The organism is Bradyrhizobium sp. 215_C5_N1_1, from assembly GCF_052075935.1.
In the GTDB taxonomy this organism is placed as follows: Bacteria; Pseudomonadota; Alphaproteobacteria; order Rhizobiales; family Xanthobacteraceae; genus Bradyrhizobium; species Bradyrhizobium barranii.
The window spans coordinates 8,474,558-8,489,446 of record NZ_CP197228.1 but is presented as its reverse complement, the minus strand read 5'-3'; the positions used below and the strand labels follow the sequence as shown (position 1 = coordinate 8,489,446).

Here is a 14,889-nt window from a genome sequence, read left to right as displayed (position 1 = left end):
CCATCCACATCGTCATGCCCGGGCTTGACCCGGGCATCCACGTCTTTGCTTCCGCGGCAAGAACGTGGATGGCCGGGACGAGCCCGGCCATGACGGAGCAAGTGGCACTATCAATCACTTCAACGCTTGCACTGGATATCGCCGGTGTGACCTTCGCAACCGATCTCTCCGGTGCGCTGTTCTGGGAAGAGCAACGCCTGCTCGTCGTCTCCGATCTGCATCTGGAAAAAGGGTCCAGCTTCGCCACGCGCGGTGTGCTGCTGCCGCCTTACGATACGTTGGCAACGCTGAGCCGTCTCGCTGCTGTCATCTCCCGCCATAATCCCCGAACGGTTGTCGCGCTCGGCGACAGTTTTCACGACCGAACCGCGCATGAGCGGTTGTCGTCCGACGATCGCGATGCTGTTGCCGCACTCCAGACCGGCCGCGATTGGATCTGGATCTCGGGCAATCACGATCCGATGCTGCCGCGCGATCTGGGCGGGACCGTCGCCGACGAAGTCGCGATCGGCCCAATCACCTTCCGTCATGAGCCGACAGGTGCGCGCGGCGAGATCGCCGGCCATCTGCATCCGAAGGCGCGCGTCTCCGCACGCGGCCGCTCGATGGAACGCCGCTGTTTCGCCAGTGACGGGATGCGCGCGGTGATGCCCGCCTTCGGCGCCTATGCCGGCGGTCTCAGCATCCGCGATGCCGCGTTCGCAAAGATCTTTCCCAGTAATGGCTTTGTCGCCCATCTGCTCGGTGACCGCCGCGTCCACGCTATTGCGGCCTCGCGCTGTTATTGAGATCCCGGCCTCGCGCGAACCCGGATCCATCGGGCTCGTCAACGGAAAATAGGACAGGACTACGTCCAGTACTTATCCGGAATCGCCTAAGTCCATAGGTACCTCTAACTTGCCAATTGCCGGGGCTGGATTTCATCCCGAACACGATTGCAACCGGCAAAGGGGTCGCTGCGAGGCGGCCCCTTTCGATTCCGCCAGTCGGACTTTGTCCCCAGATCCGGAACAAATTAAGAACACTTTAGCAAGTCTTTGATATATCATTGTGATTCGGCGCGTTGCCGACACAATATCTAGCGTCCGTCAGACTTTGCGAGGACTACATGTCCACCATCGCCTTCGATCAATTTGCCCTCACCCGGATCGCCGATTTCGCGCGCTCGCTGTCGCGGCTGCATCAGGCCGCGCGGCGCTACGCGGTCGATGACGACCAGTTCGACCGCGAGTTCAACGCGGTGTGCCAGTCGATCTGGGGCTACACCATCGACGACGTCAGCGACGATCTGTTCTCGACCGAGGATCATCTGTTCCTCGACACGCTGGACGAAGCGCATGCGCGCATCTTCGCAGCCGAGCAGGGTTACGATCTCATCGGCGAGGCGGGCATGCTCACCGACTGGTGGGGCTTCTGCTGGATGATCCTGGCCGAGAAGCGCGGCCTGCTGACTCAGGAAAACCGCGCCGCCGCGCGCGCGGCGATCGAGGAGAAATATCTGGCGGCCCCGAACGTGATCGGGGTGATCATCGGGAGATGACGCAGCACTCTCCGTCACTGCGAGCGTAGCGAAGCAATCCATAATCTGTTCGCGGTGACAGACTGGATTGCTTCGCTGCGCTCGCAATGACGACTTTGATTCAGTTGGGGCTTAGTCCAGCCCCGCCCGCTTCGCCGGCTTCTGTGCTGGGGTCTTCGGCACCGTCACGTCAGGCAGCGCCTCGCGCACGATCTCGACTGAGGCCGGCGCATCCGCCGCGACCGTCTCCGCGCGCACCGGTGCCACCTTCATCTCGCCGAGCCGCGCGCGGACCTGCGCGGTGAGGCCCGGGTAGGAGGCAACCGGCGTGAAGTCCGCAGCCTGGTCATTGCCGACGCGGATGCCGGTATAGGCGACGAGGCCGTCGCTGGTCGCGATCACGTCGCCGGCTTTCAGCGAGGAATCCAGCGCGAGATCGACCGGGGCGAGGCCGACCGGCTCGCGGCCGTTGCAGGTGCAGTCGGCACGCAGCGCCTTGCGATAGGCGAACGCGTTTTCGCTGTCGGCGTAGCGCTCGCCGGTCTGCGAAGCGGCGCCGTCGATCGAAGAGCCGAAATAGACCTTTGTCGTGGTGGCAGGACAGAACGCCTGACACATCTGGGCGGGCGAGGCGAGGCCGCGCATCAGCGGGAAATATTTGCCGTCGCAGGTGCGCACGCAGAAGGCCGGGCCCGAGCCGCCGGCCGCCGCCGCGCGTGTCGGTGGCACATATTGCGGGTTTGCGGGATTCTGCTGGCTGGCGAAGGGATCGGCAAAGGAGTTCGACTGCTGCGGAACCTCACGCTGCGGCCGGGGCCGCTGCATTCCGCCGAAGAAGAAGTCGAACAGGCCTTCGGCCGAAGCCGGGGCTGGAGCCGCAAGCAGCGGGGCCGCCAGGCTGGCGGCCACAAGCATCGCGCGACGCGCATGGGACAAGGCTGTACGCAATGCTCACTCCGACGCTACTGAACCGGCCGGAACCTTCCGAGGTCTCGGCACATGATTCACCATAGTGCTGGATGGTAAATGAGCAGTTGAGCGGAGGCGATTTCAAGTCGAGGCCGTGACCTCTTCAAGGCCGGGCACAGCTTCCGGCGGATGGTTGCTTCCGGGCAACGCCCGGGCATGGACGGACTGTCTCGCGGCCTTAAGCCTTCAGGAACTCCGACGCCTTGTACAGCGAGCGGAACGGCAGGCCGGCCGCGCCAAACGTATCGGTGGCCCCTTCCTCGCGGTCGACCATGGTCAGCACCAGCACCACCTCGGCGCCGGTCTCGCGCACCGATTCCACCGCCTTCATCGCCGAGCCGCCGGTGGTGGTGACGTCCTCGACGATCACGACGCGCTTGCCTTCGAGCGTCTCGCCCTTGGGCAGACCTTCGATCGCGAGCTTCGCGCCGTGCTCCTTCGGTTTCTTGCGCACGAAGAACGCTGCGATCGGATGGCCCTTGATCCAGGAGATCTGCGCCAGCGCGCCGGCCAGCGGCACCGCGCCCATCTCGAGCCCGCCGATGAAGTCGAGCTGGTCGTCCTTCAGCGCCTCATAGGTCAGCTCGGCGAGCAGCGTCGCGCCCTCGGGGTCGAGCATGGTCGGCTTGAGGTTGAAGTAGAAATCGCTCTTGCGGCCCGACGCGAGCGTGACGTCACCGCGGCCGAAGGAGCGCCGGCGGATGATTTCGAACAGGCGGGCGCGGGAGGCAGATTTCGACACGGCGGTCCCTCGGGGCTTTTTGGAGGTGGCGGAATTTATCCGCGACGGCCGCGACATTCCAGAGGGGACCGGTCGAGTCAACAGGGATCGGCCATCCCGGTCCGCCAGTTGTGGGGGTGCAACCTTCTGGAGTAGTTGGATGCCAGATATCTCGGGGAAGGAAATGCCTGAATGACCATCGAGCTGCACACCTGGAACACGCCGAACGGCCGCAAGATCTCGGTCGCATTGGAGGAAATGGGGCTGCCTTACAAGGTGGTGCCGGTGAACATCACCAAGGGCGAGCAGATGGCGCCGGGCTTCCTGAAGCTCAGCCCCAACAACAAGATCCCCGCGATCGTCGACCCCGAGGGGCCGGACGGCAAGCCCGTCAGCATCTTCGAGTCCGGTGCGATCCTGCTCTATCTCGGCGAAAAGACCGGCAAATTCCTGCCGAAATCGCTCGCCGGGCGCATCCCCGTCTATGAATGGCTGATGTGGCAGATGGGCGGCTTCGGCCCGATGCCCGGCCAGGTGCACCATTTCATCGCGCTCGAGAACGAGCAGGATCGCGCCTATGGCCTGAAGCGCTACATGGCGGAGACGCGCCGGCTCTACGGCGTGCTGGACCGCCGGTTGGAGGCCCACGACTTCGTCGCTGGCGACCTCTCGGTTGCCGATTTTGCCATCCTGGGCTGGGCCTGGCGCCACCCTCGCCACAAGGTTGAGCTGGCCGATTTTCCCAACGTCAAGCGCTGGTATGAGGCGCTGATGGCCCGTCCCGCGGTGAAGCGGGGCATGGACGCGAAGCTGGATTGAGGGGCCTTTTTCCCTCCCCCCTTGTGGGGGAGGGTGGCTCGCCGCGCAGCGGCGAGACGGGTGAGGGGTCTGTCTCCGCGAGTCCAGCTGTCTTCGAATGCGCGGAGAAAGACCCCTCATCCGGCGCTTCGCGCCACCTTCTCCCACAAGGGGCCTGTTGCGTAATTCGTCAATTGTGATTCCCTAGGGCAAAGCCTTGGAGGGTAGCGATGGCGGTCAAGCGGACGGGACAGCCGAGCTTTGTGGAAGCGCTGATGCCGAAGGGAGCCGGCGCCAATGCGGCGCTGGATCGGCTGGCTGGCCTGGTCAAGTGGTACCGGTTCGAGAAGCTGATCGGCCATTTGCGGGATGAAGGGGGGCCCGGTCGACCAGGCTATCCGGTGCTGGTGCTGTTTCGTGCTGTGCTGTTGCAGTCGCTGTATGGTCTTTCGGAGCGCGAACTCGAGGAAGCGCTGGGCGACCGGTTGTCGTTCAAGCGCTTCGTCGGTTTGAGCCTTGAGGATGCGACGCCCGACCACACGGTCCTGAACCGCTTCCGGAACCAGCTCGTTGAACAAGGCCTGCTGGAGAAGCTGTTTGGCGAACTGGATCGTCAGCTTGAGAATGCCGGCGTGATCCTCAAGCGCGGCACGATGCTGGATGCGACCTTGATCCAGGCAGTCTCGGCTCCGCCCAAGGAGGATCGCCCCTCAAACGATCCTGATGCCCGGTTTGCCAAACGGCAGGGCAAAAGCGGCTCGACCTTCGGCTACAAGGCCCATGTCGGTGTCGACGAAGGATCCGGCTTGATCCGCGCGGTGTTGACCACACCCGCTAACGTCAACGATACGACACCGGCGGACGCTTTGATCCGCGGCGATGAAGCCGTGGTCTGGGCCGATGCGGCTTACGACACCCATGCCCGACGGGCCCGGCTGAAGGCGGAAGGCAAGAAGCCCCGCATCGCTCGTCGGCCCAACAGACATCACCCGGAACTGCCGCCCAGGCTCAAACGCTACAACCTCCTCATCGCGCGTCGACGAGCCCAGGTCGAGACCACCTTCGCTACTCTCAAACGCCGCATGCGGCTGACCTGCATCCGCTACGTCGGTCTGATCAAGGCGACCGGGCAAGTCCTGCTCGCCTCGATCGCCTTCAACATGAGGCGGTGGGCCACGATCGCCGCGTGAGCTGCCCGCTCAGGGCGACAACTACAGATCTTGCCAGGCAATTGCCGGGACCAGGGCACTCGCTCCTGACGTCTTCAGCCTCAAGAGCCGATAACGCAACAGGCCCACAAGGGGAGAAGGAAGAAAAATAATCACACCTTCTTCGCTTCCACCGCCATCCGCACCGCAAGCCCGGCCAGCACCGTGCCCATCAGCCAGCGCTGCACCAGCATCCAGCTCGGCCGGCTCGCCAGGAACAGCGCGATCGACCCTGCTGCAAGTGCGATCGTCGCGTTGACGCTGACGCTGATCGCGATCTGGATCGCCCCCAACACCACCGACTGCGTCAGCACGCTGCCGGCGGTGGGATCGATGAACTGCGGCAGCAGTGCCAGATACAGCATCGCGATCTTCGGATTGAGCAGATTGGTGACAAAACCCATCGCGAACAATTTGCGCGAGCTGTCGATCGCAAGCTGCTTCACCTGGAACGGCGAACGTCCGCCCGGCTTCACCGCCTGCCAGGCCAGCCACAGCAGATAGCCCGCGCCGGCAAAGCGCAGCGCGTCATAGGCAAAGGGAATGGCGAGCAAGAGCGCGGTGATGCCGAACGCCGCGCACAGCATGTAGAACACGAAGCCGAGTGCCACTCCGCCGAGCGAGACGATGCCCGCCGCCGGCCCCTGCGTGATCGAGCGCGAGATCAAATAGATCATGTTCGGCCCCGGCGTGAGCACGAGACCAAGGCAGACGAGAGCGAAGCCGAGCAGGGCGGAGGTGTGGGGCATGCGTGAACCGGTGTGGGAGACGACACCGTTCTAATGTGCGCCGCGCGGCGGAGCCATCGCGCAATTGCACGGAGGACAATTCGAGTCCCGCATCTCACCCCAACGTCGTCCCCGCGAAAGCGGGGACCCATACCCCCAGGGAGGAGTTTGAGGCTGGATCGTCATGGGCAATCTTCGCCCAACTCGATCCTGTGGTTATGGGTCCCGGCGTTCGCCGGGACGACACCGTGCTGGTGGAGACATCAATGCGCCTCGTCCCAATTCTTCGCCGCGCGCGCATCGACATGCAGCGGCACCGACAGGTTCACGGCCGGGAACGGCGCGTCCTGCATCACGTGCTGCACCACCGGGAGCGTCGCCTCTACCTCGGCGTCAGGCACCTCGAAGATCAGTTCGTCGTGCACCTGGAGCAGCATCTGCGCCGACAGCTTCTTCTGGACCAGGGCATCCTCCATCCGCGTCATGGCGCGGCGGATGATGTCGGCGGCGGTGCCCTGGAGCCGCGCGTTGATCGCGGCGCGCTCGTTGAAGGCGCGCACCGAGGCGTTCGAAGCCTTGATGTCGGGATAGTACATCTTCCGGCCGAACAGCGTGGTGACATGGCCGTTGCTCCGGCAGAAGTCGCGCGTCTCGTCCATGTAGGCGCGGATGCCGGGGAAGCGCTCGAAATACTTCTTGATGTAGGCGGAGGCTTCCTCGCGCGCGATGCCGAGCTGGTTGGCGAGGCCGAATGCCGAGATGCCGTAAATGATGCCGAAATTGATCGCCTTGGCGCGGCGCCGGATTTCGCTCGGCATGCCCTCGATCGGCACGCCGAACATTTCGGAGGCCGTCATCGCGTGAATGTCGAGCCCGTCCTTGAACGCCTGCTTGAGGACGGGAATGTCGGCGATCTCGGCGAGCAGCCGCAGCTCGATCTGCGAATAGTCGGCGGAGACGAGCTTGTGCCCGGGTGTCGCGATGAAGGCGCGGCGGATCTTTCGCCCGTCCTCGGTGCGCACCGGGATGTTCTGCAGATTCGGCTCGTTCGACGACAGCCGGCCCGTCGTGGTCGCGGCCAGCGCGTAGGTGGTGTGGACGCGATGGGTCTGCGGGTTGACGTAGGTCGGCAGCGCGTCGGTGTAGGTCGATTTCAGTTTCGAAACCTGGCGCCACTCCAGGATCTTCTTCGGGAAGTCGTGGCCTTGCTCGGCAAGTTCGTCGAGCACCTGCGCGGTCGTCGACCATGCGCCGGTCTTGGTCTTGGTGCCGCCGGACAGTCCCATCTTGCCGAACAGGATGTCGCCGATCTGTTTGGGGCTGCCGACATTGACGGGCTCGCCCGCGATCTCCTGGATCTCGGCTTCGACGCGCGCCGCGGTCTGGGCGAAGTCGCCTGATAGCCGCGACAAGACCTGGCGGTCGATCGAGATGCCGCGCCGCTCCATGCGCGCGAGCACCGACACCAGCGGCCGCTCCAGCGTCTCGTAGACGGCGGTCATGTGCTCGGCGACGAGGCGCGGCTTCAGCACGCGCCACACGCGCAAGGCCATGTCGGCGCCTTCCGCCGACAGCGGTGCGGCCTTGTCGATCGGCACCTGGTCGAACGTGATCTTGCCCTTGCCGCTGCCGAGCAGCTCGCTCTCCTTCAGCATGGCGTGGCCGAACCAGCGCTCCGCGAGCGCTTCGATCGCGTGCGAGCCGCGGCCGGCATCGAGCACATAGGAGATCAGCTGCGCATCGTCGGCGTTGCGCAGCGTGATGCCGTGCTGCGCCAGCATCACGGCGGTGAACTTGACGTCGAAGCCGATCTTGAGAATGCCCGCCGATTCCAGCACCGGCCGCAGCGCTTCGATGGCGTCGGCATGCTTGACCTGGTCCGGCGCGAGGCCCGTGTCGAACAGGCCGGCGCCGCCGCCGGACTGCTTGTGCGCGAGCGGCACGTAGCAGGCCTCGTTCGGCGCCAGTGCCAGCGCGATGCCGCACAGATCGGCCTGCATCGGATCGATGGAGTTGGCTCTCGTCTCGATCGCGACATGGCCGGTGTCATGGATGCGCGCGACGAAGGCATCGAGCTCCTTGAGCGTCTTGATCGCCTGGTATTTGCTGCGGTCGACCGGCAGCTTGCGCAGCGCCTCTTCGCGCGCGGCGGCCAGTGAAATCGGCGAGCCCTTGAGACCGGCCGACTTATCGCCCTTGTCGCCGCCCGTTGCGGTCGCGGCTGGAGCGGCGAAAAGATCGCCGGAGATCTCCGACGTTTTTGCCTTGGCGGCGTCGCCGCCGGCCCTGGCGCCGCTGCTGTTCGACGCATCGGCATCGACATTGGCGGGATCGATCTGCGAATAGTCGGCGACGCGGCGTGTCAGCGTGGTGAATTCCATCGCCTTCAGGAAGGCAATCAGCTTGCGCGCGTCGGGCTCGTGCACTGCGAGATCGTCCAGCGGCACCTCGAGTTCGACCTTGTCGTCGAGCAGCACCAGCTGGCGCGAAATCCGCGCCTTCTCGGCATTCTCGATCAGCGCCTCGCGCCGCTTCGGCTGCTTGATCTCGGTGGCGCGGAACAGAAGCTGCTCGAGATCGCCATATTCGACGATCAGCTGCGCCGCGGTCTTGATGCCGATGCCGGGCACACCGGGCACGTTGTCGGTGGAATCGCCGGCCAGCGCCTGCACTTCGACAACTTTCTCCGGCGGCACGCCGAACTTCTCGATCACCTCGGGGATTCCGATACGGCGGTCCTTCATGGTGTCGTACATCATGATCTTGTCGTTCACGAGCTGCATCAGATCCTTGTCGGAGGACACGATGGTCGTGTGGGCGCCGCGGTCGCTGGCCTGTCGCGCATAGGTCGCGATCAAATCGTCGGCCTCGAATCCGCTCTGTTCCAGGCAGGGCAAATCGAAGGCGCGCACGGCTTCGCGGATCAGCGCGAATTGCGGGATCAGATCATCGGGCGCGGGCGGCCGGTGCGCCTTGTACTCGGGATAGATCTTGTTGCGGAAGGTGACTTCCGACTTGTCGAACACGATCGCCAGATGCGTCGGGCGGTTGTCCGCGGGCATGTCGCGCAACAGCTTCCACAGCATGTTGCAGAAACCGAGCACGGCGTTGACCTGCAAGCCATCGGACTTGCGGTTCAGTGGCGGCAGCGCGTGATAGGCGCGGAAGATGTAGCCGGAACCGTCGACCAGGAAGATGTGGTCGCCCTTGCCGGCCACCTTCGCCGCGACCGGTTTGGCAGCAGGCTTGTCAGCAGCGGGTTTGGTGTCGGCTTTGGCGGCGGTCTTCGGGGATGTCGTTGGGGAGCTTTTGGGCATGGCCGCAATGTATGAATTTTTGCGGGCTTTGACAGCCTTGAGCGGGGGATTTTTGGGCCGCTGGTGCCGCTATCCCCACTGTCGTTCCCCACATCCCCGCTGTCATTCCCCGCGAAGGCGGGGAAACCAGTACGCCGCGGCTTCTCGGCTCGATCACTGGCGTCTCGGCGTACTGGGTCGCCCGGTCGAGCCGGGCGACGACACCGAGAGGGCGGCTACTCCGCCGCCTGCAACACTGGCCCCGCCTTCTTCGGCGCGATCCAGAACGTCTGCGGCCGTTCGAACAGGAAGCGGGCATTGAGCCGCAATGCGACGTACCAGATCGCGAGCGATCCGATCACGCCGACGATGGTGACGATCAGCGACACCGTGCCGATGTCGGCAATGATGCCGGCGCGCAGCAGCAGCGTTCGTGTCGCCGCCATCGGCAGGAAGAAGGCGAGGTAGATCACGATCGAATGCTCGCCGCAGAAGCGGAAGAAGTTCAACCACTGTGCGCGCGCGAGCAGCGTGCCCATCGTGATGATGGCGCAGGCGCCGGCGAAGCCGAGCGCGAGCGAGACGATCTTCCATTCGCTGGCGCCGAGCGCGACGAGGCCCGCATTGACCAGCGCCCAGGTCGCAAGCGCCGCCAGCGCGAGTGCGGGATGGTTGCGCGCGCGATCGGACAGCGCGAACACGTAAGGCGCGAACAGATATCCCGAATAGAAATAGACGAAGCGCGCGCAGAATTCGTCGATCGCGGTCCAGCCGGTCGAGATGCGCGCCGTCTCCAGCGCGGCAGCGATGAGCCAGATCGCCAGCGGCGGGACTCGCCGTGTCAATTTTGTGACCACGAAGAAGATCGGCAGCAGGTAGATGAACCAGAGCGTGCCGAACGGTTCGACGAAGGATTCCAGATACAGCAGGCCGGCCTCGCGCCAGCTCGTCTCCGCCGCGAATGCCGGTGCCTTGAAGCCGAACTGGATTGTCACCCAGACGACATAGAAATAGGCGAAATGCACCACCTTGCGGTCGAGATAGGTTCGCCAGTCCCGATCGATCACCAAGGGCAGGAACAGGCCCGAAATCAGGAAGAAGTCCGGCATCCGGAACGGCTTTGCGAAGGCCACGGCGACATGCATGAAACCGGTCTGGCCGGCCGCGATCTCCACCCCCAGCACCGAGTGCATCATCACGACCATGACGATGCAGATGCCCTTGGCATAGTCGACCCAGTCGACACGTGCGGGCGAGGGGGCCTTGGAAAGCCCGCTCGCGGCGATTGTGCCTGATAGTGCCATGGTGTCCCGTTTCGAGGCGCGGTCCGCCCGGCTCTGTGCGGACGTGGCGCAGTGTGAAGCCTTGCGGTTTAAGGTTTCTTTACCGGTACAATTCGCGTGCCGGTTTTTGCATCCGGGCTGTTCTCTCCCCTCAGGAAAATGCTAAACCGCTCGAGTTGGGGTTTCGTTAACCAAGCTGGAACAGGGTTTTTCATGCGAATCGCGATGATCGGAACGGGCTATGTGGGACTGGTGTCCGGAGCCTGCTTTGCGGATTTCGGTCACGACGTCACCTGCGTCGACAAGGACGAGAAGAAGATCGCGGCGCTTCATCGCGGCGAGATTCCGATCTACGAGCCCGGCCTCGACGAACTGGTCGCGACCAATGTGAAGGCCAAGCGGCTCGACTTCACCACCGATTTGTCGAAGCCGGTCGCGGACGCCGATGCCGTCTTCATCGCGGTCGGCACGCCCTCGCGCCGCGGCGACGGTCACGCCGATCTGTCCTATGTCTACGCCGCCGCGCGCGAGATCGCGCAGTCGCTGTCGGGCTTCACCGTCGTCGTGACCAAGTCGACCGTCCCGGTCGGCACCGGCGACGAGGTCGAGCGCATCATCCGCGAGACCAACCCTGCGGCGGACGTCGTCGTCGCCTCCAACCCCGAATTCCTGCGCGAGGGCGCGGCGATCCGCGACTTCAAGTATCCCGATCGCGTCGTCGTCGGCACCTCCGACGAGCGCGGCCGCAAGGTGATGGGCGACGTCTATCGCCCGCTGTCGCTGAACCAGGCCCCGCTGATGTTCACGGCGCGCCGCACCGCCGAGATGATCAAATACGCCGCGAACGCGTTCCTCGCGACCAAGATCACCTTCATCAACGAGATCGCCGATCTCTCGGAAAAGGTCGGCGCCGACGTGCAGGAAGTCGCGCGCGGCATCGGCCTCGACAACCGCATCGGCACCAAGTTCCTGCATGCGGGGCCCGGCTTCGGCGGCTCCTGCTTCCCGAAGGACACCAAGGCGCTGATCAAGATCGCGCAGGACTATGACGTGAGCCTGCGCATCGTCGAAGCCGTGCTGGCCGTCAACGAGAACCGCAAGCGCGCGATGGCGCGCAAGGTCAGCCAGGCGCTCGGCGGTAGCTTGCGCGGCAAGACCATCGCCGTGCTCGGCCTCACCTTCAAGCCCGACACCGACGACATGCGCGATGCGCCGTCGATTCCGCTCGTCACCGGCCTGATCGACATGGGCGCGACGGTCAAGGCTTTCGATCCCGTCGGCATGGAGCAGGCCAAGGGCGAGCTGCCGAACATCACCTATTGCGAGGACGCCTATTCCTGCGCGCAAGGCGCCGATGCGCTCGTCATCGTCACCGAATGGGTGCAGTTCCGCGCGCTCGATCTCGGCCGGCTGAAGGCGACCATGACGCAGCCCGTCGTCGTCGATCTCCGCAACGTCTACCGTCCCGAAGACATGGAAGCCGCCGGCTTCACCTACGAGAGCATCGGCCGTCCGCCGGTGCAGGGCTGACGGTCCACTGCCGCAACGATTTCGTCATGGCCGGGCTTGTCCCGGCCATCCACGTCTGTTTCTAGTCGAAGACGTGGATGCCCGGCACAAGGCCGGGCATGACGAATGGATAGGCCTTGCCCCGCAGCTTCGACACGCCCCTCCCGATCGACGCCGTGCTCGACGACCTCTCGCGCACGCTGGAGGTGCATAACGCCGCTGTGCTGGTGGCGCCGCCCGGCGCAGGCAAGACCACGCGGGTGCCGCTGGCGCTGCTGGATGCGCCCTGGGCCGCGGGCAAGAAGATCATCGTGCTGGAGCCGCGGCGTATCGCTGCCCGGGCGAGTGCCGAGCGCATGGCCAAGTCGCTTGGCGAGCGCGCCGGCGAAACCGTCGGCTACCGCGTCCGCTTCGGCTCGAAGATCTCGCGCGCGACGCGCATCGAGGTGGTGACCGAGGGGATCTTCACCCGCCAGATCCTCGACGATCCCGAGCTCTCCGGCATCGCGGCCGTCCTGTTCGACGAATTCCACGAGCGCTCGCTCGATGCCGACATGGGCCTCGCGCTGGCGCGCGACGCGCAAACCGGCCTGCGCGAGGATCTGCGCATCCTCGTGATGTCGGCAACGCTCGACGGCGCGCGCGTGGCAAAGCTGCTCGGGGAAGCGCCCGTTGTCGAGAGCGAGGGCCGCGCCTTTCCGGTCGAGACGCGCTATCTCGGCCGCAAGGCGGATGCGCCGGTCGAGCGGCAGATGGCGGATGCGATCGCGTCCGCGCTGCGCGCCGACAGCGGTTCGGTGCTGGCGTTCCTGCCCGGCGCCGCCGAAATCCGCCGCACCCAGAATTTCCTCAGCGAGCGCGTCCAGGATGCCAGCATCGAGATCGTGCCGTTGTTCGGCGCGCTCGACGCTGCCGTGCAGGACCGCGCGATCGCGCCCGCGCCGAAGGGCACGCGCAAGGTGGTGCTGGCGACCTCGATCGCGGAGACCTCGCTCACCATCGAGGGCGTGCGCATCGTGGTCGATTCCGGTCTCGCCCGCGTGCCGCGCTACGAGCCCGACATCGGGCTGACCCGGCTCGAGACCGTGCGCGCTGCGCGTGCGGCGGTGGACCAGCGCCGCGGCCGCGCCGGCCGCACCGAGCCCGGCGTCTGCTACCGGCTCTGGGATGAGCCGCAGACGGCCTCGCTTGCGCCCTACACCCAGCCGGAAATCCTCAGCGCCGACCTCTCCTCGCTGGTGCTCGACCTCGCGCAATGGGGCGTCGCCGATCCTTCGGCGTTGTCATTCCTCGATCCGCCGCCGCTGCCCGCCTGGAAAGAGGCGAAAAGCCTTCTCTCCGAGCTCAACGCGCTTGATGGCGACGGCCGCATCACCGCCGAAGGCAAAAGCCTGCGCGCGCTGGCGCTGCCGCCGCGGCTGGCGCGCATGATCGTGGATTCGCATCGCGTGGGCAGCGGCGAAGCCGCCGCCGAGATCGCGGCCATCATCACCGAGCGCGGGCTCGGCGGCGACAGCGTCGATCTCGAGTACCGGCGCGACCAGTTCCGCCGCGATCGCTCGCCGCGCGCCGCGAGCGCGCGCGATCTCGCGCGGCGCTGGGCTTCGCAGGTGGCGGCGTCGGAGAAGGCCGCAACCGGACAGGACGATCTCTCGACCGGCCTGATGCTCGCCTACGCCTTCCCGGACCGTGTCGCGCGCAACCGCGGCAATGGCACCTTCGTGCTCGCCAATGGTCGCGGCGCCGCGGTGGAGCAGACCTCGTCGCTCGCCCGCGCGCCCTACATCGCGATCGGCGAGATGACGGGCACGGCGGCGAGCGGCCGCGTTCTGCTGGCAGCGCCGATCGGCGAGGACGACATCGAGCGGCATTTCGCCGAGCATATCGAGACCGTCGACGAGATCTCCTTCGATCGTGGCGCGATGGCGCTGCGCGCGCGGCGCAAGCGCGCGCTGCATGCGATCACACTGTCGGAGGCAACACTCGCGGTGTCGCCTTCGGAGGACACCGCGCGCATCTTAGCAGATGGGCTGATTGCCGCAGGTCTCGACCGGTTGCCCTGGTCGAAGGCCGCAAAGCAGTGGCGCGACCGCGTGATGTTTCTGCGCAAGGCCGAGGGCGACAGCTGGCCCGATTTGTCCGACGACGGACTGATCGCGCGGCGCGACGACTGGCTGGTGCCGGCGCTCTACGACAAGATCGCACTCAAAGACATCTCGGCCGGCGATCTGTCCGACGCGCTGATGGCGCTGCTGCCCTGGGAGATGCGCGCAAGGCTCGATCGCGAGGCGCCGACGCATTTCGAGGCGCCGACCGGCAGCGTGCTCGCGATCGACTACGAGGCCGAGCAGGGGCCGACTATCGCGGTGCGGCTCCAGGAATTGTTCGGGCTCAACACCCATCCGTCGATCGCCGCCGGCAAGGTGCCGCTGGTGCTGGAATTGCTGTCGCCGGCGCAGCGCCCTGTGCAGGTGACGCGCGACCTCCCCGGTTTCTGGCGCGGCAGCTACGCCGCGGTACGCTCCGACCTGCGCGGCCGCTACCCGCGCCATCCCTGGCCGGAGGATCCGGCGAGCGCGCTGCCGACCCGGCGGGTCAAGCCGCGCGGGACGTGAACCGCAAGTAGACCCTCATGGTGAGGAGCGCGGAACGCGCGTCTCGAACCATGCAGGCCCAACTTTCGCCCGCGGCCATCCTTCGAGACGCCCGCCGTTGGCGGGCTCCTCAGGATGAGGATCTGTCGTACTGGCGACACTGCGCCATTAACCCTCCGCTCATCCTTTTCGTCAAAATAGCGGCGCTCTGACCGCAGCGTCGCTCGCGGCCAGACGTGTCGCGTGGTGAAATCGAGCTTTCCG

General features: G+C 65.5%; 11 protein-coding genes. 6 read left to right on the top strand and 5 right to left on the bottom strand.

Translation table 11 applies throughout. From position 1 onward, the window contains the following. Positions 1 to 89: 89 nt before the first annotated feature. Both pdeM and AB7G19_RS40975 read left to right on the top strand, forming a co-directional pair. Positions 90 to 788: a ligase-associated DNA damage response endonuclease PdeM gene (gene pdeM, locus AB7G19_RS40980; protein ID WP_085398435.1), complete on the top strand. Its 699-nt coding sequence runs from the start codon at positions 90 to 92 to the stop codon at positions 786 to 788. Positions 789 to 1,108: 320 nt separating this feature from the next. Further along, a complete protein-coding gene (locus tag AB7G19_RS40975) occupies positions 1,109 to 1,540 on the top strand; it encodes a hypothetical protein (RefSeq protein WP_014491352.1) in 432 nt (143 codons plus the stop codon). Between the two features lie 111 nt (positions 1,541 to 1,651). On the opposite strand, the gene AB7G19_RS40970 is transcribed toward AB7G19_RS40975, so the two are convergent. Continuing rightward, positions 1,652 to 2,434 carry a DUF2865 domain-containing protein gene (locus AB7G19_RS40970; protein WP_071909165.1) on the bottom strand — a complete coding sequence of 261 codons (783 nt, stop codon included), beginning with the start codon at positions 2,432 to 2,434 and terminating at the stop codon, positions 1,652 to 1,654. Between the two features lie 232 nt (positions 2,435 to 2,666). Continuing rightward, positions 2,667 to 3,230 carry an orotate phosphoribosyltransferase gene (gene pyrE, locus AB7G19_RS40965; protein WP_014491354.1) on the bottom strand — a complete coding sequence of 188 codons (564 nt, stop codon included), beginning with the start codon at positions 3,228 to 3,230 and terminating at the stop codon, positions 2,667 to 2,669. Positions 3,231 to 3,401: 171 nt separating this feature from the next. Here pyrE and AB7G19_RS40960 point away from each other — a divergent pair, with 171 nt between their 5' ends. Further along, complete coding sequence (locus tag AB7G19_RS40960; protein ID WP_038959906.1) at positions 3,402 to 4,028, top strand: glutathione S-transferase family protein; 627 nt, start codon at positions 3,402 to 3,404, stop codon at positions 4,026 to 4,028. A gap of 209 nt (positions 4,029 to 4,237) precedes the next feature. Beyond that, a complete protein-coding gene (locus AB7G19_RS40955; protein WP_085398127.1) occupies positions 4,238 to 5,197 on the top strand; it encodes an IS5 family transposase in 960 nt (319 codons plus the stop codon). Between the two features lie 131 nt (positions 5,198 to 5,328). Here AB7G19_RS40955 and AB7G19_RS40950 read toward each other — a convergent pair whose 3' ends face one another. The 3 genes from AB7G19_RS40950 to AB7G19_RS40940 all read right to left on the bottom strand — a co-directional run bounded on the left by AB7G19_RS40950 (position 5,329) and on the right by AB7G19_RS40940 (position 10,543). After that, a complete protein-coding gene (locus tag AB7G19_RS40950) occupies positions 5,329 to 5,964 on the bottom strand; it encodes a LysE family translocator (RefSeq protein WP_085398437.1) in 636 nt (211 codons plus the stop codon). Between the two features lie 242 nt (positions 5,965 to 6,206). Beyond that, positions 6,207 to 9,260 carry a DNA polymerase I gene (gene polA, locus AB7G19_RS40945; RefSeq protein WP_085398438.1) on the bottom strand — a complete coding sequence of 1,018 codons (3,054 nt, stop codon included), beginning with the start codon at positions 9,258 to 9,260 and terminating at the stop codon, positions 6,207 to 6,209. A 215-nt stretch (positions 9,261 to 9,475) separates the two neighbouring features. Beyond that, positions 9,476 to 10,543 (bottom strand): acyltransferase family protein, encoded by a 1,068-nt coding sequence (locus AB7G19_RS40940; RefSeq protein WP_085398439.1) that lies wholly within the window; start codon positions 10,541 to 10,543, stop codon positions 9,476 to 9,478. Between the two features lie 192 nt (positions 10,544 to 10,735). Here AB7G19_RS40940 and AB7G19_RS40935 point away from each other — a divergent pair, with 192 nt between their 5' ends. Next, on the top strand, positions 10,736 to 12,052 hold the full coding sequence (locus AB7G19_RS40935; protein ID WP_354080250.1) for a UDP-glucose dehydrogenase family protein: 1,317 nt from the start codon (positions 10,736 to 10,738) through the stop codon (positions 12,050 to 12,052). A gap of 116 nt (positions 12,053 to 12,168) precedes the next feature. Continuing rightward, complete coding sequence (gene hrpB, locus AB7G19_RS40930) at positions 12,169 to 14,646, top strand: ATP-dependent helicase HrpB (protein ID WP_085398212.1); 2,478 nt, start codon at positions 12,169 to 12,171, stop codon at positions 14,644 to 14,646. Positions 14,647 to 14,889: the final 243 nt, after the last annotated feature.

What these genes read in the sequence shown, in the direction of transcription:
- pdeM (WP_085398435.1), top strand. Translation starts at nt 90, where the DNA reads ATGACGGAGCAAGTGGCACTATCAATCACTTCAACGCTTGCACTGGAT.
- AB7G19_RS40975 (WP_014491352.1), top strand. Translation starts at nt 1,109, where the DNA reads ATGTCCACCATCGCCTTCGATCAATTTGCCCTCACCCGGATCGCCGAT.
- AB7G19_RS40970 (WP_071909165.1), bottom strand. Translation starts at nt 2,434, where the DNA reads ATGCTTGTGGCCGCCAGCCTGGCGGCCCCGCTGCTTGCGGCTCCAGCC.
- AB7G19_RS40960 (WP_038959906.1), top strand. Translation starts at nt 3,402, where the DNA reads ATGACCATCGAGCTGCACACCTGGAACACGCCGAACGGCCGCAAGATC.
- AB7G19_RS40955 (WP_085398127.1), top strand. Translation starts at nt 4,238, where the DNA reads ATGGCGGTCAAGCGGACGGGACAGCCGAGCTTTGTGGAAGCGCTGATG.
- AB7G19_RS40950 (WP_085398437.1), bottom strand. Translation starts at nt 5,964, where the DNA reads ATGCCCCACACCTCCGCCCTGCTCGGCTTCGCTCTCGTCTGCCTTGGT.
- polA (WP_085398438.1), bottom strand. Translation starts at nt 9,260, where the DNA reads ATGCCCAAAAGCTCCCCAACGACATCCCCGAAGACCGCCGCCAAAGCC.
- AB7G19_RS40940 (WP_085398439.1), bottom strand. Translation starts at nt 10,543, where the DNA reads ATGGCACTATCAGGCACAATCGCCGCGAGCGGGCTTTCCAAGGCCCCC.
- AB7G19_RS40935 (WP_354080250.1), top strand. Translation starts at nt 10,736, where the DNA reads ATGCGAATCGCGATGATCGGAACGGGCTATGTGGGACTGGTGTCCGGA.